Raw genomic sequence first — 16969 nt, forward strand, 5'->3', positions numbered from 1 at the left:
GTCGGCGACCAGCGCCCTTACTATGCCCCGACTAAGCCGACCGGGGTGCCGCCGAGAGAGCCGGCTTAGCCCCTGCATAGTTAGGCACGCGGTGGCGGTCTACGGGGACGATGCGGACGCGACAGCGCCGTCTCGTGGTCGCCGTCGTGCTCGCCGCGACCGTCTCGCTCGTCACCGCCGCCGTCGTCCCACCGGAGGGCGACGCGCGGTCCAGTCCGCGGGACGCCGACTCCGTCCGACTGGTTCCGGTCGGCGCGGACGAGGAGTCGCGGCTCTGGCCGTTCACCGGCCGCGAGCGGGCGTTCGACTCGCTGACGCTCCCCGTCAACGTCGTCGTCGAGGGCGACCCGGGAAGGGTCAGGGCGTTGCTCGTCACCGGCCGGGACGCCCGCTGGGGCCCGGAGCAGGCCGAGTGGCAGGGTGTCGCCCCCGAGCGGGCCGCCGCCGTGCCGGCCGACGACGATCTGCCGTGGCGGAGCGCGACCGGCGCGGTCCGCTACGTCTACGTCGACACGCCCGGTCCCGGCGGGCGCTGGCTCGACGAGACGCTCCAACTCCACGACGGCACCTACTTCGGCAGTCGACACCACCTCCGGTTGTACGGCGCGCCGCCGGGGGCCGGTCGGTGGACCGCGATACAGGCCCACCGCGACTACTGGGACTGGTTCCGCCTCCGCCACACCGTCACGAGTCTCGCCGGGCCGCAACACACCGTCGAGCGGCAACTCCGCGGGCGGCAGGCAGTCGTCGGCGTCACCCGCGAGCGGTTCGCCAACGGCGGCATCCGCGACGCGGACGGCTGGGTGACGGTCGTCGCGCTCCGCGAGCAGCGACAGGTGCGGCGGCACGGCCCGCTCGCCGGACAGGGCGGTCCCGGTGTGGGCACACCGGACGCTCTGCGGGCGACCGACGGGACCGAGGGCGACCCAGGGACGAGTCCACGGCTCCTGGCGGCCGCCCTCGCCGTCGTCTCGCTGGTGGGGGCGGCAGTCGTCGCCCGTCGACTCGGGAGCGCCGGGTCGACGTCGCCGGCCGGACGATACTCGACGCTGGGAGGTGCACTCAGTGCACGACTCCGAGCGCGTGGGGGTGCGACCCTCGAACGGCTCCGGTGGTCGCGGGTGGCCGACCGGCGGGTCCACCTGCTCGCCGCCTTCGCGGTCGCGCTCCTGTGTCTGCCGTCGCTCATCAGGGCGACGAGTCTCGCGCTGGAGGCCGTGCTGCCGCGTCAGCCGAAGGTGGTCGCCGCCCTGTTGTACCCGGTCTTCGCGTTCGGCCCGCCGACGCTGGCGCTGACGGTCCCGCGGCGGATGACGCCGGAGCCGTGGGCCGTGGCGGCGGTCGGCGCGTACGGCGTCGGCCTCGTCGTCGACCTGCTCGGCATCGGCGTGACGACGCTCCCCGTGACGCTCGTCGTCCACCGTGCGCTCGTGGTAGTCACGCTCGGAGCACTCGCGGCGGCGGGGTGGGGCCGTCGTCACCCCGACGGGCCGGGACGGGCGGGCCGGACGCTGGCCGTCGGTGCGTGGCTCGCACTGCTCGCGTGGCCGCTCGTCGGCTCTCTGTGACCGATGGAACCGCTTAGTGTGGGGATAATAACGGTCCCGGAGCGGGAGGCGGAGACGACTGCAGACTCACGATGACAGCGACTTCCCCTTCGATCGGTCGACGTTCTCTGCTCGCGCTGGCCGCGAGCAGCTTCACCGGCGGCTGTCTCCGGCAGTACGGGTCGGTCGTCACGCGCGACGACCACACCCAACTGTCGGTCACGGTGAAGACGCTCCCCGCGGACGCCGACGAGCGGGCCACTCGCGTCGCGCGCAGACTCGCCGCCGCCCTTCAGCGCGTCGGCGTCGACGCCAGTGTCGTCCCGATGAGCCGGGAACACCTGCGCCGGAGCGTCCTGCTCAACCACGACTTCGACCTCTACGTCGGTCGACTACCGCTGCCGGCGGACCCCGACTGGCTCCGCCCGCTGCTCCACTCGCGGTTCGCGACGGCGCAGGGCTGGGCCAACCCCTTCGGCTACGGCGCGCTGGAACTCGACGAGCGACTGACCGCACAGGCCCGCCAGTCCGGCCAGCACCGCCGCGAGACGGTCGCGGCAGTCCAGCGCCGGGTCGTCAGAGACCAGCCGTTCACCGTCCTCGCCGTCCCCGACGCGGTGCGGGCGACGCGCCGCGACCGGGTCCGGTGGCGGGGCGACCGCCTCCACAGCGTCGCGGGCTACCTCGCCGCGGAGCCCGCCGGCCCGGCGGCGTCGGAGACGCCCGAGAGCACGAACGCGTCGGCGGCCTCGACGCGCGGGGACCGGACGACGACGGCGGACGAGACGCCGACGTCCACGCCGGCGACGGACCCGACGACCCTCCGTGTCGCCACCACCGACAGCCGCGTGACGAAGAATCTGAACCCGCTGTCGGTCCCGTTCCGCCGCGGACGGGTCCTCCTCCACCTCGTCTACGACTCGCTGGGACGCCGCCTCGACGGTACCGTCCGGCCGTGGCTCGCCGAGTCGTGGTCGGTCGAGCGTGACGACGGCACCACCGTCAAGGTGCGACTCCGCGAGGACCTGACGTGGCACGACGGCGCGTCGCTCACCGCCGGCGACGTCGCGTTCACCTACCGGTTCCTGCGTGACACCGCGCTCGGGCGGACGGAGGAACCCGTCACGTCGCCCGCCTACCGGGCTCGAATCTCGCTCGTCGACGGCGTCGAGGCAGTCGACGACCGGACCGTCCGTCTCGATCTCGGCGACGCCGGAGCGCCGGCAGCGACGACTGCGCTGACCGTCCCGGTCCTCCCCGAGCACGTCTGGCGGGCGGCCGCACGGCCCGCCGAGGTCGCCGGCATCGAGCGCGGGCCGACGACGGACGCGCTGGTCCGGAACAACCTCGAACCGGTCGGAAGCGGGCCGCTCCGCGTGACCGACACGGCGTTGAAGGCGTCGGTCGACCTCGCGGCGAACCCCGACCACTTCCTCACCCGGACCCCCGTCGACGACCACCTGAGGCCGTTCGTCGGGGGGGTCTCGTTCGACCGCCTCCGGGTCGTCGTCGTCCCCTCCGACGGCGCTGCGGTCGACCTCGCGGCGGACGGTCGACTCGACGCCACCGCCACCCCGCTCGGGGCCGACGCCGTCCGGGACGTCGCCGCGACGGACGCGCTCGACGTCCGACTGACCGGCGGGTCGTGGGTCTACCACGTCGGCTACAACCTCCGGCGACCACCCTTCACCAACCCGCACTTCCGGCGGACCGTCGCGCGACTGCTCGACCGCGAGCACCTCGTCGAGTCGGTGTTCGGCGGGTACGCGACGCCGGCGGTGACGCCGCTCGCGACGACCGACTTCGAACCGGCCGACCTCGCGTGGACGGAGGGCGGGGCGCGACTCCCGTTCGTCGGTGACGACGGCTCGCTCGACGTCGAGCGGGCCCGCGACCTGTTCCGCGAGGCGGGGTACAGCTACGCCGAAGACGGTCGCCTCGTCGTCCAGCGATGACGGCGACGCTCTCGCCGCTCGCGGAGTTGCTCCTGTCCGTCCTCGGCGGCGCGGCCCTCCTGCTCGTGGTCGGCGCGGCCACCCTCGTCGGCCCCGCTCGACTCCGGGCCTGCCGTGGGTCTCTCCGGGGGCGACTCCGCGAGACGTGGCCCTACCTCGTGCTGCTGGGCGGCGTCCTGCTCGTGAACACGGTCGCCCGTGACTACGGTCCGGAGATCTCGTGGGCCATCGGCTGGAACGTGACGGGGCTCATCTACGCGGTCGAGCGGGAGTTCGTCGCGCTCGTCCAGTCGGTCGCCACGCCGGCGCTGACGGCGCTGTTCTCGACCGTCTACCTCGTCGGCTACGTCTTCCTGCTCGTCTTCCCGTTCGTCGCCTACCTCGCGCTGGACGACCAGCGACTGCTGAAGGCGACGAGCCTCGCGTACGCGGTCAACTACGCTGTCGGCGTCTGCTGTTACGTCCTGTTCGTCTCGTACGGGCCGCGGAACCTGCTGCCGGGCCAGGTGGAGTCGTTGCTGTACGTCACCTACCCCCGGACCCAGATTCTCACGGGCGCGGTCAACGTCAACACCAACGTCTTTCCGTCGCTACACACCTCGCTGTCGGTCACGGTCGCCGCCCTCGCGTGGCGCTCTCGCGACCACTACCCCGGCTGGTGTGTCGTCGCCCTGCCGCTGGCGGCCGCCGTCGCAGTCGCCACGATGTACCTCGGGATCCACTGGGCGCTCGACGTCCTCGCCGGTCTCCTGCTCGGCCTCGGGAGTGCGGCACTCGGCCTCGCTGTCGCCGACCGTGAGTAGTGCTTACGAGCCGTATAATAACGGGTGCGTCCGGTGACCCTGTCTGCGTGAGCAGACGGACGACACGCCACGTCCCCGCCGAGCGACTCGGAGCGGAGCGACCGCGTCCAGGCGACGCTCCCGACCCCGCGTCGGTCGGCGACAGGCGCGGAGCGTGCCGGCTACCGATACGCTGTCGAGTCGATGGGCTGTGCACCCGCGCGCTCGGCGGTGCCGGCCGCGCGGTACCCGACGCGCGCAGCGAGGGCGACACCGGACGGGCGAGGCCGTCACCGACGACGGGAGGCGAGGATGGACGAGCGACAGGACGACGACACCCCCACGACGGACCGAGAACAGGCGACGAGCGAGACCACGGAGATCGACGGTGGCGGCCGACTGGCGCGGCTACTCGCGTCGGTCCGCGACCTGCTGACCGGCATCGCAGGACGTGACGGTCGTCGAGACGAGCAGACCGGCGAGCAGGAGCCACTCGGCCGGGTCGGTGACGGACCCCCGGCCGAGCAGACGGACCACTCGCTTCTCGCCGTCGACCCGGAACTCCTCGATCCGGAGCAACGGATCGTGCAGCTCCTGCTCTCGGAGGGAGGCCGCATCCCCCAGTCGGAGATCGTCGAGCGGACGCGGTGGACCAGTTCGACCGTCAGCCGACGACTCGGCAATATGGAGTCCCGTGGGCTCGTCGAGCGCCGACGCTTCACGGACGGGAAGACGGTGTTTCTGGTAGACGAGAGCGTCGACCCCTCGCTCGAACGGGACTGAAAACTGGACGTGCGTCGACTGTGATCCGCTCTCACCGGACTCGACTACCGACGACGCAGGACACGGACGGCCGTCGCCGCCAGCAAGCCGGCGACCGGGACGAGCGCGTGAACCGGACGGAGGGGCCCGACGCCGGTCGCCGCCACGCCGACCCCGAGAGCGGTCGCGGCGACGAGCGCGAGCCACCTGACGCTCGTCGGGAACCGGGCCCCGACCCCGTCGTCGGCGGCACCGACGACCCGCCGGTCGTCGCCGGGGACGGTGACCCGCCCCGTCTCCGGGTCGAACACCAGTTTCCCCTGTCGCTCGAGCGCCGGGAGGTCGACCTCGTAGAGCGTCTCGTGGACCTCCGTCTCGGTCGGTGTCATCCCGTCGTTAGACTCGTCGAGCCAGGCGACCATCGCGGCGGCCAGGTCCCCGACCGTGTGTTCACGACCGGTTCGTTCGGTCACGAGCGAGACGATCCGTGCCCGTCGGTCGGCCTCGCTGACGCCGCCGAAGCCCGGTCGGTCGTCGAGTGTGCGGCCGGACAGCGTCGTCCTCTCGCCCTCGTCCGGCCCTGGAACGGGCAGCATGGTCGATGCCTATCGATGCGCCCTCAATAAGTGTCGGGGATCGTCGTTTACCCGACTCATAATAATGCACCGAGGAGGCGAGTCTGTCGATAGCGGCAGCGAGACCCGCAGATACGCATGATACGGAACCACCGCAGCGACGACAGTACGTGTCCGCACCGACCGACCAGCCCGGGGGGTGAGCGATGAGCGACGGTATCGGCATCGCCGACCCAGTCCTCGGTGACCCGGAGAAGGAGCGCGTCGCCGACGTCATCGACTCCGGGATGGTCGCCGACGGTCCCGAGGTTCGGACGTTCGAGGCCGAGTTCGCCGACTACTGTGACGCCGCCCACGGCGTCGCCACCTCGAACGGCACGACCGCGCTGCAGACGGCACTGGAGGCCGTCGGCGTCCGCCCCGGCGACCGGGTACTGACGACGCCCTTCTCCTTCGTGGCGACCGGGAACGCCGTCCGCTTCGCCGGCGCGGAGCCGGTGTTCGCGGACGTCGACCCGGCGACGTTCAACCTCGACCCCGACGCAGTCGCCGAGCAACTCGAGTCGCTCGACGACGTGAGCGCAATCGTCGCCGTCCACCTCTACGGCTTGCCGGCACCGATGGACGAACTCCGAGCACTGGCCGACGAACACGACGTGGCACTCGTCGAGGACGCCGCGCAGGCCCACGGTGCGACCTACCGCGGGACGCCCGTCGGGTCGCTGGGCGACGCCGCCTGCTTCTCCTTCTATCCGACGAAGAACATGACCACCGGCGAGGGCGGGATGGTCGTCACCGACGACGACGCGGTGGCCGCACACGCCCGGAGCTTCGTCAACCACGGCCGGGCAGAGGACGGCTACCGACACGTGAGACTCGGCCACAACTTCCGGATGACGAGTATCGCGGCCGCGATGGGCCGCGCACAGCTCGACCGGCTCCCCGACTTCCTCGACGCGCGGCGGCGACACGCGGCGCTCCTCGACGATGTGCTGGCGGACACGGCGGCCGTCACGCCGCTCGAACCCGCGCCGGCACGCCACGCCTATCACCAGTACACGGTGCGGGTGGGCAACCGCGACGCAGTCGCGGACGAACTCGAAGCGGCCGGCGTCGGGACGGGCGTCTACTACCCGCGGACCATCCCCGACCAGCCGGCGTACGGCGACGTCTCGGCCGACGTGCCGGTCGCGCGGCGGTTGACAGAGCAGGTGCTCTCGCTGCCGGTCCACCCCGCGCTGTCCGACTCCGACGTGAGACGAGTCGGCCGCGTCCTCGCCGAGAGCGGGGTCGCGGCACCGCCGGCACCGACCGGCGTCGAGCAGGGAGGTGTCGCGTCCCGATGACCGACGACACGGTCGCGGCCGGCGTCGTCGGCGTCGGCAGCATGGGCCGGAACCACGCCCGCGTCTACGCCGACCTCGACGGGGTCGACCTGGTCGGCGTGACCGACGTCGACGAGCAGGCGGCCGAGCGGGTCGCCGAGCAACACGACACCGCCGCCCGGTCGCGCGATGACCTGCTGGCCGCGGCCGACGTCGTCTCGGTGGCGGTTCCGACGCAGTTCCACTACGAGACGGCCCGGGCGGCACTGACGGCCGACACGGACGTCCTCGTCGAGAAGCCGTTCGTCGCGGACCCGGCGAAGGGACGCGAACTGATCGACCTCGCCGACCGGCGCGACCGCGTGTTGCAGGTCGGCCACGTAGAGCGATTCAATCCGGCGGTCCGGACGCTCCGCGACATCGTGACGGAACTCGACATCCACGCGGTGAGCACCGAGCGCCTCGGGCCGCCGCTGGATCGCGAGATAGACGACTCGGTCGTGCTTGACATCATGATCCACGACCTCGACGTCGTACTGGACGTCGTCGACGGGTCGGTCGAGCAGTACGGCGCGGTCGGGACCGAGGACTGCCGGTACGCGAACGCCAACCTCCGGTTCGACTCCGGCGTCACGGCGAACCTCACGGCGAGTCGGGTGACACAGGAGAAGGTGCGCAGCCTCACCATCTCCGCGGCCGACTGCCGGGTGAAGGTCGACTACCTCGACCAGAGCATCGAGATCCACCGGTCGTCGGTGCCGTCGTACATTCACGACGAGGGCACCATCCGCCACCGCCACGAGAACGTCGTGGAGCAACTGACGGTCGAGCGCACCGAACCGCTACAGAACGAACTCGCGTCGTTCGTCGAGGCGGCCCGAACGCGGAGCGGTCCCGTCGTCACCGGCGAACAGGCGCTGTCGGTGCTGGAGTTGACACTCGCCCTCGACGAGGCCGCCCAGCAGACGGCCGCAGGTGGTCACCCGGTCTCCACGGACTGACGCCGACAGCCGGTGCGACCGCGCGAGCGCCGACGTGGCGACCACTGCTGCGAACGCGGCGATCGGTGTAGGGACGAGCGACTCGACGTGCGGGCGACCGTCGAGAGGCCCTGTGGGACACTAATCCAGGCCGTCGCACTGGGGTGAAAACGTCGCGCCGCACACCCCAGCGTCGAGGGTGTGTCACGGTCACGTACACCGCAGGGACGAGCGCGTGTCGCTATATAGGCGCGTCTGACGCTCGACTGACGGTGCGGCCAGCCGTCGGCAGGCCGCCGCCTGCTGGCGATTAACACCGGGATAACACGGTCTGCAACAGTCGGGAGCCGAGTTGCAATCGTTTCAGTCGGCGGGAGCCGGCTGCAACAGTCAGAACCGTCCGGGACAGACTCAGACGTTTACTACCCTCCGAGCTATTCGATTGACCTGCACATGACCATCCAGGCAGACGAGCCGAGTGCGGTTCTGAACGAGGAGGAGACGGCGGCGACGCCGTCCACGCTCGACAAAGACAAGGTCCACCATCTGCTGAAAAACGAGCGACGACGACAGGCACTGCGGTATCTGCGGGACTGCGAGGGGCCGGTGCAGATGCGGGACGTCGCCGAACAGGTCGCCGCCTGGGAGCACGACACGACGGTACAGGCGCTCATGTCCGACCAGCGGCAGCGTGTCTACATCGCGCTCTATCAGGCGCACCTGCCCGCACTCGACGAGGCGGGCGTCATCGACTACAACCAGAGCCGGGGCATCGTGGAGAAGACGCCGCTCGCGAGTCGCCTGATGCACTACCTCGAGGACCCGACCGACGACGAGTCGAACGACGACGACCGCGAGTGGGAGCAGTACTACCTCGGCGCTGCGGGCGTCAGCACGGTCGCACTGGCCCTCACGACGTTCGAGGTCGCCGCCTTCACGGCCGCCGCAGCGTTGCCGGTCGCACTCGGCGTCGTGTTGCTGTACGGTGGGATCTCGGTCGCACACGTTCTCTCCGACGACGGCGTCGCCGACGGCGACTGAGACAGTATTTAACGGGAGCGCCGACGGGTCCCGAACGTGACTGTATTCGTTTCACGAACGTCCAGAACGAGTACTGTCTGCTCGGCGATAACGGGCGCGTAGTGGTCTCACGTACGTGTCTGGCCACCGTTGCTGACGTACCAGTGAAGCGAGATGATCTTCAGACAACAGTTTCGAACGGAAAGACCTATAAAATAAGTTGCTCTGCATCAAGCCAGGACAACCGCCGACCTGACTCGCCGGCGGAGCGTGTCGATCCCCCCAGAATGCCTCACAGGCCCACCATGAGCACCCGAGTACCGTCGCTAATCGTGGTTGCGTTCGTCGTTTCTCTCGCAGCCGCGGGTGGCGCGACCGCCGCGGCGGACGGGACGCTCGTGCGTGCGGAGTTCGCGGACACCGTCGGGGTGGTCGAGGGACCCGACCACCCCCACGTCTGGGAGTCCGAGTCGAACACGCTGAAGACGACCTTCGAGACCACCGAGGAGAGCGACTACTACGAGGTGTGCGTCCACCCGGAGGGGAGCGACGCCGACCCCACGTGTACCAGCGAGCGCGTCGGACCGGTCAAGACCGTGTCCGTGAACGTCTCCTTCGAGAATCTCAGCGCCGTGAAAGAGCGGAACCTGACCGTCGAACTCCACCAGCGCGTCGAGGGGAAACTGGTGCTCGCCGACAGTACGCGGGTCGACCCCGTCGTCATCGCCAAGGACGGCGACCTCGACAACGACCAACTGACGAACCGCGCCGAACTGGACAACGGGACCTCGATGTACCGCTCCGACACCGACCGCGACAGTCTCAGCGACGGGAGTGAGGTGAAGAACTACGAGACCTCGCCGCTCCGCTCGGACACCGACGACGACGGCCTCACCGACGCACAGGAACTGGAGATGGACACCGACCCGCTCAGCAGCGACACCGACGACGACGGCCTCGACGATTCGCTGGAGACTCGGATCGGGACGGACCCGACGCGGGCGAACAACCGACAGATGCTCGTGGCCTCCGTGCTGGTCGTCGTCGGCGTCATCGCCGGGTCGGGGTTCGTCGTCCTCTCGAACATCCGGGGAGTGATCGGTCGCGCGCTCGCCGGTGTGGTGGCCGCGAGCGCTCGGTTACGATCGACGTCGAGCGCCGGAGACGACACCGAGGGGCCGACCGAAACAACGACGGCCGACGGACAGCCGCCCGACTCGGAGACGGCCTCTCCCGACCGGGAGACGGTCCCCGCCGACCGACCGAAGCCGGTCATCAGCGACGAGGAGGTCATCATTCGCCTACTGCGGGACAACGACGGCTGGCTCTATCAGAGCGAGATCGTCGAGGCACGCGACTGGTCGAAGTCGAAGGTGAGCCGTATGCTGTCGTCCATGGAGGAGTCGGACCGGATCCAGAAGATAACCGTCGGCCGGCAGAACGTGATCGCCGAGTCGGGGTCGGTGCCCGAGGGGCTGGAGTCGCCGTTCGGAGACTGAGTCGTCAGGCCTTCAGTCCACTGTAGACGGTGTACGCGAGGCCGGGAAGCTGTCGCGGTTCCGGAACCGTCCCCGCCTTGAGGTGGTCGATTCCCTCGCTGAACTTCCCCTCTGCGAAGAACAGTCTGGCCAGCGTGTACTGGTTCGCCCCCGTCACGTCGTGGCCGCGGGTCTCGTACTCGACGACGTCTTCGGCGAACGTCTTGAGCAGGTGGCAGTTCGCATCGCGGACGGCCGCCGCCGCCGGACCGCCGGAGGGGTAGCGCCGCAGGAGTGGCTCGTCGACGTAGGCCAGTTTCCCCTCCTTCAGCACGCGAATGAGGAACTCCGTGTCCTGATAGCGGTCGAACGACTCGTCGAAGCCGCCGATGCGGTCGACCACGTCCGCATCGACCAGCAGGGTCGACCCGGCGCTGGTGTGGAGCCGCTGACAGAGCACCTCGCGGACGAGTTTCTCGCCGCCCTCGACGCGGTCGGCGTTCCCCTGTCGGCCCAGCAAGTCGGTGAGGCGCTGGACGACCGGGTGTGCCGACTCGTCGGTGACGACGGTGGTTCCGCAGTAGGCGGCGACCCACTCGTCCGAGCGTGTCGCCACCGTCTCGACCTGCCGTTCGAGTTTCTCGGGGGCCCACTCGTCGTCGGAGTCGAGGAGGGCGACGTAGTCGCCCTCGGCAACCGCGATGCCGGTGTTTCGGGCCGCGCTCGCGCCGCTGTTCGTCTCGTGTTCGAGGACCGTCAACCGGGGGTCGTCGTACTCTTCGAGAACCGCGAGCGTCTCGTCGGTGGACGCGTCGTCCACGACGATGACCTCGATGTCGGTGAGCGTCTGGTCGAGTGCGGTCTCGACCGCTCGCGGGAGCACGTCTGCCCGGTTGTACGTCGGGATGACGACGCTGACGAGTACCATCTGTCGGCCGGTAGTCGCCGCCCGACGGGCTTTATTACCGGCCGGCTAAGCCAGTGTGCCGCACTGCCCGCCACGTCGGAGTGACCCGGCCCGCCGTCGGGACACCGCTTACCGGTCGGATAATAATGGCCGGTCGCCGGCACGGCCGGGTATGGACATCGCGGAACTACACGACAGAAGCGAGCGCGTCCTCGACGAGGTGGCGAAGGTCGTCGTGGTCGACAGAACGACACTGCAGACTGTGCTCACGGGCGCACTCTCGCGGGGACACGTCCTGCTCGAGGACGTCCCCGGGACCGGCAAGACGCTGACCGCGAGAAGCTTCGCGACCGCACTCGGGCTGTCGTTCTCGCGCATCCAGTTCACCCCCGACCTGCTGCCGGCGGACGTGACGGGGACCTACGTGTTCGACGAGGCGGACCGGTCGTTCGAGTTCTCCGAGGGCCCCATCTTCGCAAACGTCGTACTGGCCGACGAGATCAACCGCGCCTCGCCGAAGACGCAGGCGGCACTCCTGGAGGCGATGGGCGAAGGACAGGTCACCGTCGACGGCGTCACCCACTCGCTGCCGGAGCCGTTCGTCGTCATCGCGACGCAGAACCCGGTCGAGCAGGGCGAGGGGACGTTCCCGTTGCCGGAGGCACAGAAGGACCGCTTCCTGGTGAAGGGGAGTCTCGGCTACCCCGAGGCGGAGGGTGAACTCGAACTACTCGACCGCCGGGACGCCCGCGACGTGCCGACGCCGTCCGCACAGCAGGTGCTGACGCCAGAGCAGGTCAGGGAGATGCAGCGGGTGCCGGAGACGGTCCGGGTCGACGACGAACTGAAGCAGTACATGGTCGACGTGGTGCGGGCGACCCGGGGCCACGAACGTATCGCGGTCGGCGTCTCGCCGCGGGGGCTCCAGCGACTGTTCGAGTGTGTGCGTGCCACTGCGGCGGTCCACGGGCGGAGCTTCGCGCTGCCGGACGACGTGAAGACGGTCGCTCACGAGGTGCTGGCCCACCGGGTCGTCCCGACGGCGGAGGCGACGGTCGACGACGTGAGTCGGACGGAACTCGTCGACGAGGTGGTGGCGTCCGTGACGGTCCCGACCGTCACTCGTGCAGCGCCACCGTGAGCAGCGTCGCCGCGACGAGGAGCAGGGCGACCGAGTGAAGATCGAGACCCGACGTGCCGACGTCGGCCGCGACCAGGCCGGCACCGACGGCGACCGCCCCCGCGAGCGCGGTACCCCCGAGGTGGGTCGCCTCCACGCGCCACGTGCCGGTCGACCGGCCGAGCTGTTCACCGAGACCGATCGCGTTCTCCGCGGCGTCCCACGTCACGACGACGCCGACGGCCGCGACGAGCAGCGCACCCAGTCCTGCCGCCTGAAACAGCCCGGTAGCGACGACTGCGAGCAGCAGCAGCGCGGTGCCGACCTTCACCAGCAGATGTGAGCCCGTCCCGTACACCGGCAGGACGCCGAGTCCGACGACGGTGACGCCGGCCGTGCCGAGGCCGACGGTCGCCACCGAAGGGACGCCGGCGACTGCGGTGACGGCGACGGCACTGCCGGCCAGCGCCCCCAGGACGCCGAGGACGACCCCGAGCGATCCGAGGAGCGGGTCGTCCGCCGCTCGGACGCGGTGCACGCCGCCGGCCAGCGAGGCGAGACCGACCGCCTGCAGCAGTGCGCCGGGGAGTGCCGACGGGACGAGCAGCGCGACGACGCCCGCGGCGACGGCGACGGTGACCAGCGAGCCGACCCAGGCGGGCCGCTCCGGCACCACGACGGCGTGACTCACACGCCCACCTCCCGTGTGTCTGCGACCGCGAGCGCCAGCGGATCGTCCAGCGACCACGCCACGACGGGGATACCGAGTTTCCGGAGGCGGTAGAGCCGGCTCCGACGCTCGGCGGCCGCCAGCCGCTCGCCTGCCGTCCCGTCTGCGGTCACGTCGGGCGATATCACGGTGGCGAGGTGTCCGTGGGCCTCCAGTCGTCGGACGCCAGCCACGACCGCGTCGTCGGTCGCCGGGGAGACGACGACCACCTGTGTCTCGTCGCCGAGCCGTTCCAGCAGATGGTCGAACTGGTCGTCCACCGGTGGGTCCTCGCCCGTCGGCGTGGCGACGAAGCTGGGGTGGGTCGCGAGCGTGTCCAGCAGGTGGAGCCGGTGGTCCCGCCCCACGCCGGGGGCGACGTAGCACGGGTCCGGTCCGAGTGAGGCGACGCCGACGTGGTTGCGGTCGCGCTGGAGGCGGTCGACGAGTTGCTCCGTCGCGGAGACGGCGGCGTCGACGGCGTGGGTCCCGTCCGGCGGGCTCCGGCAGGCGCAAGCGCGGGCGTCGACGAGGACGAGGACCGCGGCCGACCGCTGTTCGCGGAACTCGACGGTCGTGAGGTCGCCGGTCGCGGCGTACCGGTTCCAGTCGATGCGGCCGGGCGCGTCTCCACGGCGGTACTCGCGGACCTGTGCGAACTCCAGTCCCTCCCCGCTCGCCGACGCGGTCAACTCGCCGACGGCGTCGAGCGTCTGGGGCCTGAGCGGCGAGTCCGACATCGGGGTCGTGCAGTCGAGTTCGATCGAGTCGCCGGCCGCCACTTCGTCGGTCAACGTCCAGTTACCGGCGACGTCGCGGGCCACGACGGTCGTGGGCTCGAAGGTGTGGGTGCCGTGCCGGGCGACGACGGTGTAGCCGAACGTCGTCGACGCGCCGGGACGCAACACCGTCGCGTGCCGGGCGGTGTCCTCGACGACGGCCAGTGCCGGCGGGACGCCGTCGACCACCCGGCAGTCGAAGAGGGTGTCGCTCCCCTCGTTACGCAGCGTCACCGTCACCTCGACCCGGTCGCCGTCGCTGGGCGACGAGTCCGAGACCGCCCGGTCGACGGCGAGCGACGCCGACGGGGGCGGCGTGAGCCGGTGGTACGCGGCGAAGACGATACCGACGGTGGCCAGCGAGAGGAGCGCCTGTCGCTTCGCCAGCAGTCCGGCCGCTGCGAGGACGAGCGCGACGGCGACGACCCCCCGCCAGCGACGGGTTCGGGTCGGCGTCATCGGCCCCCCTGTTCGTCGAGGCGAGCGACGGCACGGGCCGCCGCCCGGGCGCGGTACTCCACGGGCGTCTGCAGGCGGGCCGCGGCGTCGACGGCCGTCACCACGGTCGACGCACGGGAGGCGTCCGCGGCGAGGAACGTGGCCGCCTCGCGGTCGTCGGTCCACTGCCCCTCGGCGACGAGTCGGGTCGCCTGCGCCCGGTCACAGTCGCGGGTCCGGACGAGCGTGCCGACGGCGGCCTCGCGAAGCCGTTCCCGGACCGAGTCGCGGGCCGCGTCGCCGACGACCGGGAGCCGGAACCGCCACGCCGAGACCGCCTCGTCGAATCCGTCGCCGGCCGCCGGTCGGTCGACCGTCGTCTCCGGGGCTGGCGTCTCTGCCTGTCGGAGCGTGGCGCTGCGGGCGGAGACGACGACGGGTGCCGCGGCGAGCAGTGCCGCGCCTCCGAGCGCGACGAGCACGAAGTAGTCGCCGCCCAGTGTCGTCGCGAGCGCGTCGACGGTCCCCTCGACGCCGCCGACAACGAGCCCGACTGCGAGCACGACGAGGCCCGTACCGGCCGAGAGTAGCTGTCGGCGTTTCACGAGTCGTCACCCCCCTCGCGGAGTCGCGACAGGTGGTGTGTCGCTCGTTCCCGGCGTTGCTCCGTCACCGGCGCACCGCCGTAGGTGACCTCCTCGAACAGCGCCGTCAGTGACCAGATCGCCTCGGGGTCTGCACCCCGGTCGGTCGCCAGCGCCGCCCGCTCCCGCGGCGTCAGTGCGCGCTCAGCGTCGACACCGACTCGCTCCATCGTCTCGACCCAGGCCCGCGACACCGGGTTCTGTGGGTCCGGGACACCCCGCGGAGCGTCGTGGTGCTCCCGTGGGTCGTTCTCTGAGCCACCGACGCCGAGTCTGTCGAGCAGTGCCCGCAGCCGTGCTCGAAGTCGGTCACGGTGGCGGACGGCGAGCGCGGCCCCGACGAGCAGGAGCAGGCCGGCGAGGACCGTCACCAGCGCGGAGAGGAGCGCACCCAGTGCAGACAGGAGGCTGTCGAGCGGGTCGTCGGAGCCGGTCCCCGGCCCGCGACCGTCGTCGTTCTGTCCCTCGCCCCCGCCGGGTGGCGGGTCGTCTCCGATGAACGACGCGTCCTCGGGTTCGTCACCGTTCTCGCCGCCGGGCGGTGGGTCACCCTGTCCGCCGTCCGGCGGGTCGTCTGCCGACCCCGAACCACCCCCGGTCTGTTCGGTGGCGTCGTTCTTCGCGTCGTTGTACTGCTGTTTCAACTGACCGGCGTCGTCGGACTCGATGGGGAGCGAGGCGTAGTCGACGTCGATGGCCTCGCCCGGCGAGGCGTCGACCGCCGAGTCGAGAGAGGCCGCTCCCGACCCGACGGCGAACAGGCAGACGAGTGCGACGGCGACGGTGAGCAGTCGGTCGGCAGTCACGGTCATCTCCTCCGGTAGCGCAGGCGTGTCGTCGGGCTGCTGTATCTCATTGTCATTCCGTCCGAGGGCGCGCACGCCGCCTTATTATCGGGAGGATAAGCCGCTGCTACGCGGCCGATAATAATGCGGGGGACGCCGGAACCGGATACCAGACCTAGATGAACGAGTCAGCTACGCTCCGGAGATTCAGCATCGTACTCCTCGTCGGGCTGCTCGTCGTGACGGCAGGCTGTTCGTCGCTCGCCGGGAGCGACGGGCAACCGACCGACGCGACGACGGCCGCGCAGACAGAGACACCCTCGCCGACGGAGCATCCGTCGTCGACCGCGGCCGATAGCGGACACGGGAACCACGACCACAGCCACGACAACGAGTCCGCGAGCAACGCGACGGCAGAGAACGCCGGCAGGATCGCCGTCGTCGTCGCCGGGGAACGGGTCGACCTCTCCGGCGAGTTCGCCGACCGCGAGGCCATCCGGATGGACGACGACCGGCGCGACACCTACCACGTCGACGGCGACGTGACCCTGCAGGCCGCGCTGTCGGCCGCCGACATCGAGGCGAACGCCTCGGCGCTCAGCTACGACGGGGAGACCTATCGCGACGCGACGAGCGGGACCGAGGTCGTCTATCGCGTCAACGGCGAACCGGTCGCCCCCGGCGAGGCGCAACTCGACCCCGGTGACGAGGTGTGGGTCGTCGTCGTCGAGAACGGTGGCACCGTCGACACGCCCGGCGACTACATCCCGCCCGAGCGACTCCACGTCCACGGCGACATCGAGTTCACCGTCGACGGCGAGCGGGTCGACTTCAGCCGCGAAAAGTACCAGCAGGCCGGCCACAACGACCACTTCCACTTCGAGGGCGGCCACGCGAACCCCTGGCACGCCCACTCGGCGCACGTGACGCTGGCCTACGGACTCTCGACGCTGGAGGGTATCGACGTCACCGCTGACACCGTCACCTACGACAACGAGACCTACCGGTACGGCACCGACGACGCCGCCGCCGAGATACTCGTCAACGGGGAGCCGGTCGACGCGACGGACCACTACCTGAAAGACGGCGACTCGGTGACGGTCGTCGTCGACACCGACGACTGACGAGGCCCACTGGGAACGCATGAACCGTCACCGTCGGGC

16 protein-coding genes are annotated in these 16969 nt (G+C 70.6%); 10 read left to right on the forward strand and 6 right to left on the reverse strand.

The genetic code is table 11. The features are described from left to right. Positions 1–110 precede the first annotated feature (110 nt). The 4 genes from LI337_RS10670 (at position 111) to LI337_RS10685 (ending at position 5067) form a co-directional block, all read left to right on the forward strand. Complete coding sequence (locus LI337_RS10670; RefSeq protein WP_227229826.1) at positions 111–1568, forward strand: hypothetical protein; 1458 nt, start codon at positions 111–113, stop codon at positions 1566–1568. A 71-nt stretch (positions 1569–1639) separates the two neighbouring features. Then, positions 1640–3502, forward strand: coding sequence for an ABC transporter substrate-binding protein (locus LI337_RS10675; RefSeq protein WP_227229827.1), 1863 nt, complete (start codon positions 1640–1642; stop codon positions 3500–3502). Beyond that, the gene (locus LI337_RS10680) at positions 3499–4305 is read left to right on the forward strand and encodes a phosphatase PAP2 family protein (protein ID WP_227229828.1); all 807 of its coding nucleotides are present in this window, start codon (positions 3499–3501) and stop codon (positions 4303–4305) included. The genes LI337_RS10675 and LI337_RS10680 overlap by 4 nt, the downstream gene beginning before the upstream one ends. A 291-nt stretch (positions 4306–4596) precedes the next feature. After that, on the forward strand, positions 4597–5067 hold the full coding sequence (locus tag LI337_RS10685; RefSeq protein WP_227229829.1) for a helix-turn-helix transcriptional regulator: 471 nt from the start codon (positions 4597–4599) through the stop codon (positions 5065–5067). A gap of 44 nt (positions 5068–5111) precedes the next feature. Here the strand turns inward: LI337_RS10685 and LI337_RS10690 are convergent, their stop codons facing one another. Continuing rightward, positions 5112–5642: a DUF7344 domain-containing protein gene (locus tag LI337_RS10690; protein ID WP_227229830.1), complete on the reverse strand. Its 531-nt coding sequence runs from the start codon at positions 5640–5642 to the stop codon at positions 5112–5114. 185 nt (positions 5643–5827) lie between these two features. On the opposite strand from LI337_RS10690, the gene LI337_RS10695 reads away from it, so the two are divergent. The 4 genes from LI337_RS10695 (at position 5828) to LI337_RS10710 (ending at position 10445) form a co-directional block, all read left to right on the forward strand. Continuing rightward, positions 5828–6967, forward strand: a complete 1140-nt coding sequence (locus LI337_RS10695) for a DegT/DnrJ/EryC1/StrS family aminotransferase (protein WP_227229831.1) — start codon at positions 5828–5830, stop codon at positions 6965–6967. Further along, on the forward strand, positions 6964–7947 hold the full coding sequence (locus tag LI337_RS10700) for a Gfo/Idh/MocA family protein (RefSeq protein WP_227229832.1): 984 nt from the start codon (positions 6964–6966) through the stop codon (positions 7945–7947). The genes LI337_RS10695 and LI337_RS10700 overlap by 4 nt, the downstream gene beginning before the upstream one ends. A 432-nt stretch (positions 7948–8379) precedes the next feature. Then, positions 8380–8967: a DUF7344 domain-containing protein gene (locus LI337_RS10705; RefSeq protein WP_227229833.1), complete on the forward strand. Its 588-nt coding sequence runs from the start codon at positions 8380–8382 to the stop codon at positions 8965–8967. A 311-nt stretch (positions 8968–9278) separates the two neighbouring features. Continuing rightward, the gene (locus LI337_RS10710) at positions 9279–10445 is read left to right on the forward strand and encodes a helix-turn-helix transcriptional regulator (RefSeq protein WP_227229834.1); all 1167 of its coding nucleotides are present in this window, start codon (positions 9279–9281) and stop codon (positions 10443–10445) included. Between the two features lie 4 nt (positions 10446–10449). On the opposite strand, the gene LI337_RS10715 is transcribed toward LI337_RS10710, so the two are convergent. Further along, entirely contained in the window at positions 10450–11352 is a 903-nt protein-coding gene (locus LI337_RS10715) for a glycosyltransferase family 2 protein (protein ID WP_227229835.1), read from the reverse strand. 151 nt (positions 11353–11503) lie between these two features. Here LI337_RS10715 and LI337_RS10720 point away from each other — a divergent pair, with 151 nt between their 5' ends. Continuing rightward, complete coding sequence (locus LI337_RS10720; protein WP_227229836.1) at positions 11504–12472, forward strand: AAA family ATPase; 969 nt, start codon at positions 11504–11506, stop codon at positions 12470–12472. Here LI337_RS10720 and LI337_RS10725 read toward each other — a convergent pair. The 4 genes from LI337_RS10725 to LI337_RS10740 are packed head-to-tail and all read right to left on the reverse strand — an operon-like array spanning position 12450 to position 15833. After that, positions 12450–13142, reverse strand: coding sequence for a DUF7519 family protein (locus LI337_RS10725; protein ID WP_227229837.1), 693 nt, complete (start codon positions 13140–13142; stop codon positions 12450–12452). The genes LI337_RS10720 and LI337_RS10725 overlap by 23 nt on opposite strands. Further along, positions 13139–14398, reverse strand: coding sequence for a DUF58 domain-containing protein (locus LI337_RS10730; protein ID WP_227229838.1), 1260 nt, complete (start codon positions 14396–14398; stop codon positions 13139–13141). Before LI337_RS10730 ends, LI337_RS10725 begins: the two co-directional genes overlap by 4 nt. Further along, complete coding sequence (locus LI337_RS10735; RefSeq protein ID WP_227229839.1) at positions 14395–14982, reverse strand: DUF7269 family protein; 588 nt, start codon at positions 14980–14982, stop codon at positions 14395–14397. Before LI337_RS10735 ends, LI337_RS10730 begins: the two co-directional genes overlap by 4 nt. Next, entirely contained in the window at positions 14979–15833 is an 855-nt protein-coding gene (locus tag LI337_RS10740) for a DUF4129 domain-containing protein (RefSeq protein WP_227229840.1), read from the reverse strand. The genes LI337_RS10735 and LI337_RS10740 overlap by 4 nt, the downstream gene beginning before the upstream one ends. 152 nt (positions 15834–15985) lie before the next feature. Between LI337_RS10740 and LI337_RS10745 the strand changes: the two genes are divergently transcribed. Beyond that, complete coding sequence (locus LI337_RS10745; RefSeq protein WP_227229841.1) at positions 15986–16930, forward strand: hypothetical protein; 945 nt, start codon at positions 15986–15988, stop codon at positions 16928–16930. Positions 16931–16969: the final 39 nt, after the last annotated feature.

The organism is Salinirubrum litoreum (assembly GCF_020567425.1).
GTDB lineage: Archaea > Halobacteriota > Halobacteria > Halobacteriales > Haloferacaceae > Salinirubrum > Salinirubrum litoreum.

Excerpts from the sequence above, each read along its gene's own strand:
- LI337_RS10670 (WP_227229826.1), top strand. The coding sequence starts at position 111 with ATGCGGACGCGACAGCGCCGTCTCGTGGTCGCCGTCGTGCTCGCCGCG.
- LI337_RS10675 (WP_227229827.1), top strand. The coding sequence starts at position 1,640 with ATGACAGCGACTTCCCCTTCGATCGGTCGACGTTCTCTGCTCGCGCTG.
- LI337_RS10680 (WP_227229828.1), top strand. The coding sequence starts at position 3,499 with ATGACGGCGACGCTCTCGCCGCTCGCGGAGTTGCTCCTGTCCGTCCTC.
- LI337_RS10685 (WP_227229829.1), top strand. The coding sequence starts at position 4,597 with ATGGACGAGCGACAGGACGACGACACCCCCACGACGGACCGAGAACAG.
- LI337_RS10690 (WP_227229830.1), bottom strand. The coding sequence starts at position 5,642 with ATGCTGCCCGTTCCAGGGCCGGACGAGGGCGAGAGGACGACGCTGTCC.
- LI337_RS10695 (WP_227229831.1), top strand. The coding sequence starts at position 5,828 with ATGAGCGACGGTATCGGCATCGCCGACCCAGTCCTCGGTGACCCGGAG.
- LI337_RS10700 (WP_227229832.1), top strand. The coding sequence starts at position 6,964 with ATGACCGACGACACGGTCGCGGCCGGCGTCGTCGGCGTCGGCAGCATG.
- LI337_RS10705 (WP_227229833.1), top strand. The coding sequence starts at position 8,380 with ATGACCATCCAGGCAGACGAGCCGAGTGCGGTTCTGAACGAGGAGGAG.
- LI337_RS10715 (WP_227229835.1), bottom strand. The coding sequence starts at position 11,352 with ATGGTACTCGTCAGCGTCGTCATCCCGACGTACAACCGGGCAGACGTG.
- LI337_RS10720 (WP_227229836.1), top strand. The coding sequence starts at position 11,504 with ATGGACATCGCGGAACTACACGACAGAAGCGAGCGCGTCCTCGACGAG.
- LI337_RS10730 (WP_227229838.1), bottom strand. The coding sequence starts at position 14,398 with ATGACGCCGACCCGAACCCGTCGCTGGCGGGGGGTCGTCGCCGTCGCG.
- LI337_RS10740 (WP_227229840.1), bottom strand. The coding sequence starts at position 15,833 with ATGACCGTGACTGCCGACCGACTGCTCACCGTCGCCGTCGCACTCGTC.
- LI337_RS10745 (WP_227229841.1), top strand. The coding sequence starts at position 15,986 with ATGAACGAGTCAGCTACGCTCCGGAGATTCAGCATCGTACTCCTCGTC.